The sequence below is a fragment of the Anoxybacillus sp. FSL W8-1294 genome (assembly GCF_037965005.1).
Classification (GTDB): domain Bacteria; phylum Bacillota; class Bacilli; order Bacillales; family Anoxybacillaceae; genus Anoxybacillus; species Anoxybacillus flavithermus_G.
In genome coordinates, this window is record NZ_CP150179.1 from 1,296,264 (window position 1) to 1,310,152 (window position 13,889).

Genomic DNA, 13,889 nt, shown 5'->3' on the forward strand with positions numbered 1-13,889 from the left:
GGGAGGGAAAGGTGGATGGATGAACAAAGAACCGTGACACTGAAGGTGACTGGCATGACATGTGCCGCGTGTGCCAATCGGATTGAGAAAGTACTAAATAAGATGGATGGAGTAGAAGCCAATGTCAATTTGGCGATGGAAAAAGCAACGATTAAATATGATCCATCGAAACAAACAATCGCCGATATCGAAACGAAAATTGAGAATTTGGGGTATGGCGTTGCGACAGAAAAAGTGACGCTTGATATTGAAGGAATGACATGTGCGGCATGTGCGACACGGATTGAAAAAGGGTTAAATCGGATGGAAGGTGTGACAAGCGCTGCTGTAAACTTGGCGACAAACAGTGCTGTTGTCGAATACAAGGAAGGCGTTACATCTGTCGAAGACATTTTAGAAAAAATCAAAAAGCTTGGGTACAAGGGGCAGATTCGAAACGAAGAACAAGACGATGCTGGCCGGAAAGAAGAGCGGCTGAAACGAAAACAACGGCAACTCGCGATTTCTATCATCTTATCGTTGCCGCTGCTTTATACGATGCTTGCCCATATGCCGTTTGATATAGGCTTGCCGATGCCGCATCTGCTGATGAATCCGTGGTTCCAGCTTCTTTTAGCTACACCGGTTCAGTTCTACATCGGCGGTCCCTTCTATGTCGGGGCGTACCGGGCGTTACGAAATAAAAGCGCAAACATGGACGTTCTCATAGCGCTTGGAACATCGGCTGCGTACTTTTACAGCTTGTATGAAGCTTTTCGGACGCTTGGGAATCCTGAATATATGCCAAGATTATATTTTGAAACGAGTGCCGTCTTGATTACGCTTGTGCTTGTCGGCAAATACTTTGAGGATCTTGCGAAAGGGAGAACAACCGAAGCGATCTCTAAGCTGTTGAGCCTTCAGGCAAAGGAAGCGACTGTCATCCGTAATGGGGAGGAAAGAAAGGTTCCGCTCGAGGAAGTGGTGATCGGCGATACGATTCTTGTCAAGCCAGGAGAAAAAATCCCGGTAGACGGTACGGTCATCGCCGGGGCATCTTCCGTAGATGAATCGATGATTACTGGTGAATCGATTCCAGTTGATAAGAAGGAAGGCGACTATGTGATCGGGGCGACGATGAATACGAATGGCGTACTGACCATTCGTGCCGAAAAAGTCGGAAAAGATACCGCGCTGGCCAATATCATTAAAATCGTTGAAGAGGCGCAAGGGTCGAAAGCCCCGATTCAGCGGATGGCGGATACCATTTCCGGCATTTTCGTACCGATTGTTGTAGGAATTGCTGTCGTTGCATTCATTATATGGTACTTCTTTGTTGCGCCGGGTGATTTGGCAAAAGCGCTTGAAGTGGCCATCGCTGTTCTTGTCATTGCGTGTCCTTGTGCGCTCGGTCTTGCCACGCCGACATCGATTATGGTCGGTACAGGAAAAGGGGCAGAACAAGGAATTCTCTTTAAAGGAGGTGAGTACCTAGAGGGAACGCATAAAATCAATGCCGTATTACTGGATAAAACAGGAACAGTGACAAAAGGAAAACCGGAAGTGACAGATGTGTTACAATTCCAAGAAAACATGCTTGACTATGCCGTTTCAGCCGAGAGCGCTTCAGAACATCCATTGGCACAAGCGATTGTGGCTTATGGAAAAGAAAACGGAATTATCGCGCAGCCGTTGACGCAATTTTCTGCGCTTGTTGGACATGGAATTGAAGCAACGGTGAATGGAAAACATGTACTCATTGGCACACGAAAATTAATGAACGAACGAGGGATCGAAATCGCCGAACATGAACTAGCCATGATAAAGCTTGAAAACGAAGGAAAAACGGTCATGCTCGTTGCCATCGACGGACAGCTTGCTGGAATGATTGCTGTTGCTGATACGATCAAGGAGACATCAAAGCAAGCGATTGCGACATTAAAACAAATGGGCATCGATGTATATATGGTGACAGGCGATAACAAACGAACAGCCGAAGCGATCGCCAAACAAGTCGGCATAGAACATGTGTATTCGGAAGTGCTTCCGGAAGACAAAGCGAACATCGTCGAGGAATTGCAAAAGCAAGGGAAACGAGTGGCGATGGTCGGTGATGGAATTAACGACGCTCCAGCTCTTGCGAAAGCGGATATTGGGATGGCGATTGGCACAGGCGCAGATGTCGCGATTGAAACGGCGGATGTGACGCTTGTTGGCGGCGATTTACTGCATATTCCAAAAGCGATTGAACTGAGCCGGCAAACGATGCGCAACATTCGGCAAAATTTGTTTTGGGCTTTGTTCTATAATACAGTTGGCATTCCTGTAGCCGCTCTCGGATTATTGGAACCATGGATCGCTGGGGCAGCGATGGCATTTAGCTCTGTATCCGTTGTGACAAACGCGCTTCGTTTGAAACGCGTGAAAATATAAACATTTAAGGAGGAATGGATGATGACGATTACGTTACAAGTACAAGGAATGACATGCGGACATTGCAAAGCGGCGGTGACAAATGCACTTCAAACGTTAGATGGAGTCAGCCGCGTCGAAGTACATTTGCAAGAAGGTACGGTTGATGTGGATTATGATGAAACAAAAGTAAGCGTAGAAAAACTAAAAGAAGCGATTGAAGAGCAAGGATATGATGTGAAGTAAGGGAGAAAAGGGTATTCCTCTGTCGAAGGGATGCCCTTTTTGTAGTATCGAAAGTTTTTTTCTTTTTATGAAGAATAATGAAAAAACGAGATGTTATAATTTATAATGAAAATAACAGGTATGTATAAAAGTAAGCGTCAAACTCTTCCCACCTAGTTTTATCCCTATATCCATGTCATAATTTCTTTCAAAATCTTAATTAAAGCAGTTTAGATATGGATAAAATTGAAAATTATTCGTGGGGATCATAACGGATTTTGGTTGTATTATTGCTGACTCGAACGTGGAACATTTGATTGGCCTTCTGAGCATCACTCGGAACCTTTAAAAATTAGTCCACGCCAATTACGCTGGCTACTCGATGGACTATCATTCGACCAGAAACAAGCTCACTCTTCTGTAACCGCAAAGAAAGTTATTAATCTTTGTTGGCTTATTCCCTGGTCGGGCTGGTTGAGCGCTGAGGCTCAACTAGCACCACGGGTTTTTGTAAACAGTTTTTGTATGGAATAAATTAAAAGAATACTTGAAATAAAGATTAACAACGTATAAGCATTAACATAAACAGTATTTGTATATTGATTTATCCAGCTAAAACGGTAGATTCTAGAATTTATGTTAGATGGGGGTCCTCCGAGTTGTTTAATTAAGTCTAAAACATATATAATTTCTAAAAAAGCGGACATGCTTAAAATACAGAGTGAACCAATACTCATAAACAACAAACCTCTCTTTGAGATACTCATGTTAGTGAGGATTTTCCATAACCCCCTCCCAAAGAACAAAAATGAAATTGCAGCTAACATAATAATAAGAAGCCCTGGATTTCCGTTCCCTGAAGTTACGTGAGGCTCTATCGTAAAAAGTTCCGTTAGATATAACATCAATAAACAAACTAAAAATGATATAATAAGTTGTTTAGAGAATAACTTCAATATAATTCCTCCTCGTATAGTATGTTTAGAAAGATTTTTAAATCGAATTTCCAGTTCGATATGCTCCTTGACAATCGCATATTCTTGGGTGACTTGCCCACGGGGGAGGGGCGCCCCTCCCCCGTGGGTCGCAAACATATTTCACAAACATCGGGGTTGGACTTTTCGCGATGTTCCTAGATAATGATCTTGAGGATCATCGGGGACACTCTTCTTCCTTCTGTAGCCTTGACTACTCGTGAAGTCTGTCTCCCCGGCTCCTGTTCGTACGTCTAACCCGCAGGCTGTTCCCGTTGGTTCCCCATGCTGGAAGGAGCAGCTTCCAGGCAGCCCATGGCCCAACGTGAGTTCTCATACGCGAGGGTGACTGGTCAACAGGCGCGGTCCGGGGGCATCCCGAAGAGTCCCAACCCCACGATCCTACTTATCCATTTTTATAAATTTATATGAATGATAAAAGCCCTTAATTAACATAAGGGCTGTTTTATGTTTAGGATAGCCACGCAAAATCGATGTCTTGGTCATCGTCTGTCCAATCAAACCAGTGCGTACCTGTATTATCCGCACCATTATCAGGATCTTTGTAAGCGACATGTAAATCGCCTGCATAAGAACCGTTTTTATCATATCCAATTCCACAAACAAAATGATATTCGATTGATGTTCCACCAGAGTCAAATAAATCAAAACGGATGGCAACAGGATCGTTGCTATCTATGGCACCAATAAACTTAGAACTATTCCCAACCGCATCTGTTACTGTATTAGAGCTCCAAGCATTACTTGTATGGTAAACGTGTGTAAGAGCACCGTTGGCCCACATTGTAATTGTTGTTCCTAACCATGTACTCCCCATCTCGTTATAAAGATGATTAACTAACGCGGCCCATGAGCCATAATAAGCGTTATCTCGAACATTATAACCTAACTCATCATGATAATAATCCATAATCATAGCGGCTACTGTTGGACCACAAGCTGAATTCGGATTATTAATTCCGGAACTACGCTGATAGATACGGTCAACGCCACTTAATACTTTATAGTCTGTAGCGGCGATAGATACCATTCCGTTGCCACTATCTTTCAACAAACCGTCCCAACCTGGGCTTCTCTTATCACCTTTTTTCAACGATTTTAATTGTGCTTTTTCAACTTTTTTATACTCTTCTGTTCCATCTTTTTTTTCGTCTTTTAATTTCTTTAATGTTGCAGATTTAGCCTTCTCAAATTTTTCTTTTACCTCCTTACCGCTTTTACCGAAGCTAAATTTGTTTACACCGAAATAGTAAACTTTTTCATCTTTCATTTTTTTATTCAGAGTTTCTTCTAGGTCTACATCTACACCATACTGTATCATAGGATCTATTGTATCAACAGCTGAAGTAATAAAATAGCCTTTTGTCTTTTCGGACTCCACAGCGAAATAATATCCCACAACGGTATCATCAATATCGTAGAGATGTTCTTTAAATACAATTTTACCGTCTCTTAAATTATATAACTGTTCATTTTTTTTAATAAAATTATTAATGGCTTTTTTAGCCTCCTCAACACTGATAGTATCATAAGAAATAGACTGTGTTGAGATTTCTTGCTTCGGAGAATTAGCTTGCGCGACTACAGGTAAGCACAAAATGCTCCCTAACATTAGGGTAGAAATCAGTTTTCTTTTTTTCATACAAACCATCCTTTTTTGTGATTATAGTTATAACATGGTTTTCTCCGTTTACTAATGAATTCCCTTCTTATCATGTAAATTTATAGTTAATTTTTATGACTGTAGATGAGCACCTGAATCCGTGACAAAACATCTTTACAATGGTCGCAAACCGTTGATACGATAAGGGAAAACGACGTTGACGACTCTTCATCAAGTAGGTGAATGTGATGAAAGATTTCCCGATTCGGTTTGTATTGACAGATGAAGCGATTACTCCAAGTGCTGGGCTTGCTCTCGTGGGCTACTTACTGCACCAAACGAAGCTGGATAAACGAGTAAACGCCCTTCGGCTCCCAACGGTTCGTCGAGATGTGCACATTTCCCATAGCGACGTCATTCGCTCGATGATTGGCTTGCTTGCCACAGGAAAAACGGATTTTGATCATATCGAAGCGTATCGTCAGGACGATATCTTTTCGACATCAATGGGCATTCGGCACGTACCTTCCTCCCCAACGTTGCGACAGCGTCTCGATCAGCTCGCTTGTCTTCCGATGACCGAAACCATCATTTGGGAGGAATCGATGCGTCTGTTGGTTCGACAACACGCTACCTTGTCCCCTTGTTGGGCGAAAGGGAAAACGACATGGCTTCCCCTTGATATAGATGCTTCCCCATTTGACAACTCCGATACGAAGAAAGAAGGAGTGAGTCGAACGTATAAAGGATTTGACGGTTTTACGCCGTTGTTTGCGTACGCAGGGAAGGAAGGGTATATCGTTCATGCCGAGCTGCGTCCAGGGAAACAACATGTACAAGACAACATGCCTTCGTTTTTAACTACCGCCATCCGTCGAGCTCGTCCGCTGACCTCGTCTCGTCTGTTTGTCCGCATGGATGCAGGAAACGATGCGGAAGCGAATGTGCATACGTGGACTTTGTCATCAAGCGAAACTTACGCCGAGAATCGAAAGCGCTTTGGTTCCAGATCGCTTCGCAAAAGGGCAGACGCATCGATGATGGACAAACCGAAGGAGTACAAACGTATGAGTTATGCCTTCCACAGACCGCAGCAATTGATGGACACACGTATACGTACGTTCAAGTCACCCAAGTGACGGAACGAACGATGGAACGAAATGGACAGCTGATGCTCGTTCCTGATTACGAAGTCGAAAGCTACTGGGTGCGCCTCGAAGGATACGAGCATGTTCGAATGAGTGATGTGCTCGCATTGTATCACGATCATGCGACATGCGAACAGTTTCATAGCGAACTGAAAAGCGACTTAGATTTAGAGCGACTTCCATCAGGGAAGATGAAAACGAATGCGCTCGTGTTAGTCATGGGAGCATTCGTGTACAACCTTCTTCGTCTGATTGGACAAGATCTATTAAGCGATCCGAGACATCCATTACATCATAAAGTGAAACGCCGCCGCATCAAGACGATTATTCAGACGGTGATCACGATGGCAGGTCGACTCGTCCGCCGATCACGACAGATCTGGATGAAACTGACGCGAAGGAGTGGCTATAGCGAGCCCCTTCTGAACATTTACATAAAATGGAGAGAAGGAGCATAACGAACGATTGTTCGCAATTCTGTACTCATCCTAACCCTCTGTCCTTTTTTGTTTTTTCTTTGGTTTATATACCTAAAAAAGATATTTATTTCATTTCTGAGAGTGAAGATGACATCTGTTTTAAACATAAAAAGGGAATAGTGGATCACGCATCCATAAAACCAGCAAAAAAGTCAAAGTCGATGTCAATCCATCACGGATTCAGGATAAAATAATCACCTTAGATGAACGAAGGCTGGGCGACGTATTGGCATCAGCGCATTTTGCGCGAGATGGATTTGACGAGCGATGAGGCGATTGAATTTGCGAAACTGAACGCCAACGTCGTGCAACCGTCGCGCACTGGCATCAATCCGTGTTATTTAGGACTGAAAATTTTTGAAGACATTGAAGAGCGGTGGAACAACCCGACTGAGGAGATGAAAAAATACGGCGTCAAGCCGGGGTCGGGGAGGGCGAAAATTTTTGAAGTGCGCGAACTCGAATCCGACATTTCGTTTTTGCGCAACTATTTAACGAAAGAGCTCGTTATGCGCGAAGATATGTATTTGTTCCAAAAACAGGGGAAAGAATATAAAATCGTCGACAAAAACTGGGATCATATCCGCGACTAACTCGTCAGCATGCGGGTAAACGGCGGATTCCCGTATATCACGGTCAATGACGGCGATTATATGCGCAACGGAGAGTTGTATTTGAAGCATTGGTATGAAGGAATCGAACTCGATCTGAAGTATTTAGAAAAAGTGCTCCCATACATTTATCAGTTGTGGGGCCGTCCGGTCCATATGGAGACGGTCGTCGAGGAAAAGCCGATGTTGTTTACGTATGACGGGAAAAAGGTGCATCGGAAATATTTATAACATGAGGGCAGGGATCCCCTGCTTTTTTTGTTTGTCACGATGAATATGTGAAAAATGACACAAATTATTCGAAATCATGCCGAATAGCGTCCACGATTTTATGAAATAATATGAAATAATATGAAGTGGATAATTTGTGATGATTGTCACAAATTCTTCACCACTGTTTGTTTGCTCGGGGGGGTAGATATGTGGAAGCGGCATGAAAAAACGCTTGTGTTTGTTAGCTTTGCTGTTGCGGCTGTTGTCTTGCTTTCCTTGATTGGTCGCTTGTTTTCATAAGGGGGGATGAATCGTGAACGGTTACGATCCGGTGCTGCTTAGCCGTATTTTGACGGGATTGACGCTGACGGTTCACATCATTTATGCCACGATCGGCGTCGGGGTTCCACTGATGATCGCCATTGCCCAGTGGGTTGGGATTCGCAAAAATGATATGCATTACATCTTACTCGCTCGCCGCTGGACGCGCGGTTTTGTCATCACCGTAGCGGTTGGCGTGGTGACAGGAACAGCGATCGGCTTGCAGCTGTCGCTTTTATGGCCGAACTTTATGCAGCTGGCTGGCCAAGTGATCAGCTTGCCGCTGTTCATGGAGACGTTCGCCTTCTTTTTTGAAGCCATTTTCCTCGGCATTTATTTGTATACATGGGATCGGTTCGAAAATCAGAAAAAACATTTGCTTTTGCTTATCCCGGTGGCAATCGGGTCTTCAGCATCAGCCATGTTTATTACGATGGTGAACGCGTTTATGAATACGCCGCAAGGGTTTGAATTTAAAAACGGCGAGTTTGTCAACATCGATCCAATCGCGGCTATGTTCAACCCAGCGATGCCGACGAAAGTCGCCCATGTGCTGGCGACTTCGTATATGACGTCAGCATTCGTGCTTGCTTCGATTGCCGCTTGGCATTTATGGAAAGGCAATCGTCACATTTATCATCGCAAGGCACTTCATTTAATGATGAAAACAGTTTTTATTTTTTCGGTAGCCAGTGTATTGATTGGCGACTTATCGGGCAAATTTTTAGCCGAATACCAGCCAGAAAAGCTGGCGGCCGCTGAATGGCATTTTGAAACGAGCTCCCACGCGCCGCTCGTGTTGTTTGGCATGCTGACAGAGGATGGCGAGGTGAAGTATGCCATTAAAATCCCATATGCGTTAAGCATTTTGGCGCACAACCACCCGGGGGCGGTTGTGACCGGGCTGAACGAATTTCCGGAAGATGAACGCCCACCACTGTACATTCATTACTTATTCGATGTGATGGTCACGATCGGGGTGTTTTTAATGGTTGTCGCAGCCGCGTATTGGCTCGGATCGATTTTCCGCTGGAAGTGGACGGCGAAAAAGTGGTTTTTTGGACTGCTGGTGGCGGGAGGGCCGCTGGCGATGGTTGCGATTGAGGCGGGATGGTACTTAGCGGAAGTCGGGCGGCAGCCGTGGATTTTGCGTGGCTATATGAAAACGGCGGAAGGAGCGACATCGTCGGCGCATGTGGATACGATGCTTGTGTTGTTTTGCCTTTTGTATATGGTGTTAGTAATTGCGAGCGCAATAGTGCTCATCCGTATGTTCCGCCGCAACCCGGTTGAACGGGAGCTGGCAGAGCGGTCCAATAATGGGGAGGTGGCGCCATGACGCTCGAAGTCATTGGCATTTCGGTGTTATGGCTGTTTTTGTTCGGGTACATTATCGTTGGCTCGATTGATTTCGGGGCTGGGTTTTTCAGCGCCTATAGCCATTGGGCAAACAAACAGCATATTTTGCACCGCATCATTCAGCGCTATCTTTCCCCTGTATGGGAAGTGACGAACGTCTTTCTTGTCTTTTTCTTTGTCGGCATTGTCGGCTTTTTTCCGAAAACGGCGTATTATTACGGTTCTATTTTGCTTGTCCCGGCGAGCATCTCCATCATTTTGTTAGCTATTCGCGGCTCGTACTATGCGTTTCATACGTATGGGGGGACGGAACGGAACTGGTATTTAATCGCTTATGGATTGACGGGGTTGTTTATTCCGGCCTCCCTGTCCATCGTGTTGACGATTTCTGAAGGCGGGTTTGTGGAGGTAGGCGCCTCAGGCGTTACGCTGGATTATGGGAAGCTGTTTGCAAGCCCGTTGTCATGGAGCATTGTGCTGCTCAGTGTGACGAGTGTTCTTTACATTTCTGCCGTTTTCTTAACGTACTATGCGGACGAGGCCAAGGATGAACGGGCGCGGGCGCTGTTGCGCCGCTACGCTCTTCTTTGGAGCGGGCCGACGATGTTGTCAGCGCTGCTCATTATTTACCAGCTCCGCTACCATAATCCCGAGCATTACGCCAACCTATGGAATGTGGCGTGGATGCTGGTCATTTCCTTTTTGTTTTTTGTCATTACCGTTTGGCTGCTTTGGCGGCAGCGGCGGTTCGGCTGGGCGTTTATTGCGCTGTTGTTTCAATACGCGTTCGCCTTTTACGCCTATGGCATTTCACATTATCCGTATTTGTTATACCCGTATTTGACGATTTATGACGGGTTTACGAATGAGACGATGGCTATGGCGTTGATCGTCGCGTTTATTGCCGGCCTCCTGTTATTAATTCCGTCACTTTATTTGCTTATGCGCCTCTTTGTGTTTAACAAGGCGTACGTTAAAGGAAAATGGGAAGGGGGAAAAGGATAATGCAAACATTTTTGATCATGTATGCGCCGATGATCATCGTCGCCCTGTCGATCATCGCCGCGTTTTGGGCTGGTTTGAAAGATGTGTACGTAGATGAATAAACACAATTTCAGCGTCCTGGTAATGCATAGTTTGCCGCCAATCGCCCACACTAGCGGATGACAACGAATAGAGAAAGGATGGGCGATCATGAAAGAAATATTGGAGCGTGTGAAAGAGCAGCTGGAACAATCGTTTGACGAACCGCGCTCGACGAGTCTTGATGGGGCGATTCATGAGCTTGAACGGTTAAAAGCGAGCGCCAGGGATAAACGGCAAATGATCGAAGATGTCATCCGTGCGGTGACTCACGCGCGCAATGCGCGAATGGAGCTGGCCGAGGCGGGAGATGAATCGGCGACAAACGCTTTCGCTGAGGCCTACCGGGCGCTCGATCAAGCGATTGAATCGTACAGTGGCGTCGATAACGACCCGGTGTAAGACGGATGGGGGCCCCCTTGGCCTTCATCTGTCGGAAATACGCGGAAGGCGGATGGATTGCAAGCGTTTGGCTGACGTGTTATACTGATTGGCAGCCAAGTAAATACAGGGAATGTTTTCTATATAGACTCCCATGACAAAAAAATTTCGTCACCATCGGAAGGATGAAAAGACCTCTATGTTGAATTTTACAACTTTACACATTTTGGAGTTCGGGTATTTTCAGGATAGAGCGATGCTATATGCTCTAGGGGGGGTACTGTACTCTTTTCCTTATATAGAAATGACATGGTTCCATTAATAATTCAATTGGATTAAGAGTGAATGTGGGAGGCACAACTCATACGTTTGTATCCCCTCGTCAGCGATGTGTTTGTCTTTTTGCGAAGCGATCTGAAACCAAGGATACGGTTAATGTAGATTATGATGAAACAAAAGTAAGCGTAGAAAAACTAAAAGAAGCGATTGAAGAGCAAGGATATGATGTGAAGTGAGGAGAGAGGGTGTCCCGAAAATAATCGGGCACCCCTTTTCAATAGCGCAAATTTTTTCTTTTTCACGAAGAATAATAAAAAGCCGAGATGTTATGATGAAAATAGCAGATACGAAGAAAAAGGTGGTGATTCATTTAAGACATACTTCGTGAAATGTCAAAAAATTTAGATATATGGAGCAAAAAGTATGGCGTAAAGCGAATCGGACTATTTGGTTCATACAGTCGTGGAGAACAAAGAGAATCGAGTGACATTGATGTGTTGGTAGAATTTATAGATCATGCGATGACATTCGATAATTATATGGAGTTGAAATTTAGTTTGGAAGATCATTTTCAAAAACCGGTAGATTTAGTTATTGTAGATGATATCAAACCGACATTAAAGCCGACTATTTTAAGGAGTGCTAAGTATGTAGAGAGAGCCTAGCGTTTTTTTACAAGATATTTTGGTCGCTGCAGAAAAAATTGAGAAGTACACCCAAGGGCTTTCTTATGATGACTTTCTAGATAATGATTTAATATCAGATGCGGTCATTAAAAACATATTAGTAATCGGAGAAACAGCAAAAAACATTCCAGACGAAATGAGACAGGCATCCCCACATATCGAGTGGAGAAAGATGGCTGGCATGAGGGATATGATGATCCACGGTTATTTCTCCATTAATTACCGAATTGTTTGGGATGTTGTTCGAAATAAGATTCCTGTATTAAAACAGCACGTTGAACGATTGCTAAATGAAAGTTGGATTTCAATTCAAACCATATGCGCTGTTTGGGAATAGCTTGTTATTCAAAAGGTGCTGATCCCAAGACGCATTCGCGTTTTTGATCAGCACCTTCAGCTTTTTTATTCCCCTTTATTCGTTGTGTCATTCGGATCTGGGGTATAATCCGATTTGTAATCGGTATATTTGACTTCTGTGACCATTCCTGCTGAAGCATGGTGCAAGTCATGGCAATGGAACATCCAATTTCCCGGATTATCTGCTTTAAACGCGACGACATATTCTTCACCAGGGTTTACATTTAACGAATCCTTAATTAATGGAGAGCCTGTGACTGGCTTGCCGTTTCTGCTTAATACTTGGAAGAAATGGCCGTGTAAATGCATCGGATGGACATCCATCGGCGAGTTGTTCACGAATTTTACTTTGACGAGATCGCCTTTTTTCACGTTGATCGGCGCTGTGTCAGGGTACGTTTTGCCGTTAATCGTGAAAATCATGTCATTTTTGCCCATGGCGGTTCCTAAATTCATTGTGTATTCAACATCATATGTTTGGTCTAACGTAAATGAACCTACTTCATATTTTCCGTATGTTGTTATATCCACAACAGGGAGGTTTTCTGTTGCGTTTACTTTGTCCGTGTTGTTTGTTTGTCCTTCATATTGAATTTTTACTTTCATGCCATCGATACCTTTCATATTTCCGTGACATTCTAGTAACCATTCTCCTGGATTATCCGCTATAAATTCAATATCGTAACGCTCGCCGGGAGCGATATTTAACAATTCGTCTTTGATTGGTTGTGGGTTGTTGATCGGCTGACCATCCGTTGCGACAATTTGAAACGCATGTCCGTGCAAATGAAGCTTGTGGGACATGTACCCTGCGTTAATTAGGCGAAGCCGCACTTTTTCGCCTTTTTTCACTTTTAACGGTTGGACAGCAGCCCCGCTTTTTCCGTTAATCGTGAAAATATCGTACATATTCATATTATGTCCCATGCTGTTCATATCCATTTGTTGATTATCAGAGCTATTTCCATTATTCATATTACTATGATCCATGCCGCTCATATTCATGTCCATATGGCTTTCGGCGTCCGGGTCGCTCATCCATTCATCTAATACAAGCGTGTAATCTCGATCGACTTTTTCTTCATTTTTCGGTTCTACGATTAATGTCCCGTATAATCCTTTATCCACTTGCTCGGCGCTTTTTTGATGGGAATGATACCAATATGTCCCAGGTATCGTTGCCGTAAATTCATACGTAAATGTTTCACCAGGTTTTACTGCGTCCATGGTGACACCGGGGACGCCATCTTGGTCATTTGGAACAGGATAGCCGTGCCAGTGAATCGCCGTCGGCTCAGGTAATTCGTTTTTAAAGACAATTTTTACGCGCTCTCCTTGTTTTACGCGAATTTGCGCACCGGGTACCGATCCATTATACGTGTATACCGGGAGTTTTACTTTATCATTTATTTGTAATAATGCTTCCTTAGCAGTAAGATTAATCTCTTTACCGGATAAAACTTCTGTATTGGTTGCCAAAGGCAGTTTCTTACTGGAGTCCTGTGCGGTGTTTTCTTCCTTCATATTCATGTTGGACATGTCGTGTCCTTGCATCGAAGAATTATTTGAGCAAGCTGCACTCAGCGCAATGACTCCTACCAATACAGTTCCTAACCATAATTTCTTCATCGCTTTCCCTCCATAAACTTGTGATGTAAGTCATAGTAACATCATCATAAAAAATAAATGTGCAAAATGTATGGAGAAAAGCTTATAAAGACAGTGGTCAAAATTTATGGTATAGTCTTTTATGTGAAT

General features: G+C 43.9%; 11 protein-coding genes and 2 pseudogenes. 10 read left to right on the forward strand and 3 right to left on the reverse strand.

Annotation, left to right across the window (positions count from 1 at the left end):
* Positions 1-15: 15 nt before the first annotated feature.
* Both NSQ23_RS06910 and copZ read left to right on the forward strand, forming a co-directional pair.
* Positions 16-2,412: a heavy metal translocating P-type ATPase gene (locus NSQ23_RS06910; protein ID WP_004890082.1), complete on the forward strand. Its 2,397-nt coding sequence runs from the start codon at positions 16-18 to the stop codon at positions 2,410-2,412.
* 21 nt (positions 2,413-2,433) lie between these two features.
* On the forward strand, positions 2,434-2,637 hold the full coding sequence (copZ, locus tag NSQ23_RS06915) for a copper chaperone CopZ (protein ID WP_035019187.1): 204 nt from the start codon (positions 2,434-2,436) through the stop codon (positions 2,635-2,637).
* Between the two features lie 467 nt (positions 2,638-3,104).
* Here the strand turns inward: copZ and NSQ23_RS06920 are convergent, their stop codons facing one another.
* On the reverse strand, positions 3,105-3,572 hold the full coding sequence (locus NSQ23_RS06920) for a hypothetical protein (protein WP_004890085.1): 468 nt from the start codon (positions 3,570-3,572) through the stop codon (positions 3,105-3,107).
* A 490-nt stretch (positions 3,573-4,062) separates the two neighbouring features.
* Positions 4,063-5,253 (reverse strand): C39 family peptidase, encoded by a 1,191-nt coding sequence (locus NSQ23_RS06925; RefSeq protein WP_192954460.1) that lies wholly within the window; start codon positions 5,251-5,253, stop codon positions 4,063-4,065.
* Positions 5,254-5,462: 209 nt separating this feature from the next.
* On the opposite strand from NSQ23_RS06925, the pseudogene NSQ23_RS06930 reads away from it, so the two are divergent.
* The 8 genes and pseudogenes from NSQ23_RS06930 to NSQ23_RS06965 all read left to right on the forward strand — a co-directional run bounded on the left by NSQ23_RS06930 (position 5,463) and on the right by NSQ23_RS06965 (position 12,111).
* Positions 5,463-6,820, forward strand: a pseudogene (locus tag NSQ23_RS06930) (IS1380 family transposase).
* A gap of 224 nt (positions 6,821-7,044) precedes the next feature.
* A pseudogene (locus tag NSQ23_RS06935) lies at positions 7,045-7,683 on the forward strand (SpoVR family protein); the annotation flags it as partial.
* Positions 7,684-7,978: 295 nt separating this feature from the next.
* Complete coding sequence (locus NSQ23_RS06940) at positions 7,979-9,325, forward strand: cytochrome ubiquinol oxidase subunit I (RefSeq protein ID WP_064214424.1); 1,347 nt, start codon at positions 7,979-7,981, stop codon at positions 9,323-9,325.
* Entirely contained in the window at positions 9,322-10,350 is a 1,029-nt protein-coding gene (locus NSQ23_RS06945) for a cytochrome d ubiquinol oxidase subunit II (RefSeq protein WP_004890102.1), read from the forward strand. The genes NSQ23_RS06940 and NSQ23_RS06945 overlap by 4 nt, the downstream gene beginning before the upstream one ends.
* A 189-nt stretch (positions 10,351-10,539) precedes the next feature.
* Positions 10,540-10,830: a hypothetical protein gene (locus tag NSQ23_RS06950; RefSeq protein ID WP_033013879.1), complete on the forward strand. Its 291-nt coding sequence runs from the start codon at positions 10,540-10,542 to the stop codon at positions 10,828-10,830.
* A 326-nt stretch (positions 10,831-11,156) separates the two neighbouring features.
* A complete protein-coding gene (locus NSQ23_RS06955) occupies positions 11,157-11,324 on the forward strand; it encodes a hypothetical protein (protein WP_004890108.1) in 168 nt (55 codons plus the stop codon).
* Positions 11,325-11,477: 153 nt separating this feature from the next.
* Entirely contained in the window at positions 11,478-11,753 is a 276-nt protein-coding gene (locus NSQ23_RS06960; protein WP_004890110.1) for a nucleotidyltransferase, read from the forward strand.
* A gap of 19 nt (positions 11,754-11,772) precedes the next feature.
* Positions 11,773-12,111, forward strand: coding sequence for a DUF86 domain-containing protein (locus NSQ23_RS06965; protein ID WP_004890112.1), 339 nt, complete (start codon positions 11,773-11,775; stop codon positions 12,109-12,111).
* A gap of 65 nt (positions 12,112-12,176) precedes the next feature.
* On the opposite strand, the gene NSQ23_RS06970 is transcribed toward NSQ23_RS06965, so the two are convergent.
* On the reverse strand, positions 12,177-13,760 hold the full coding sequence (locus tag NSQ23_RS06970) for a multicopper oxidase family protein (protein WP_339173960.1): 1,584 nt from the start codon (positions 13,758-13,760) through the stop codon (positions 12,177-12,179).
* Between the last annotated feature and the right edge of the window lie 129 nt (positions 13,761-13,889).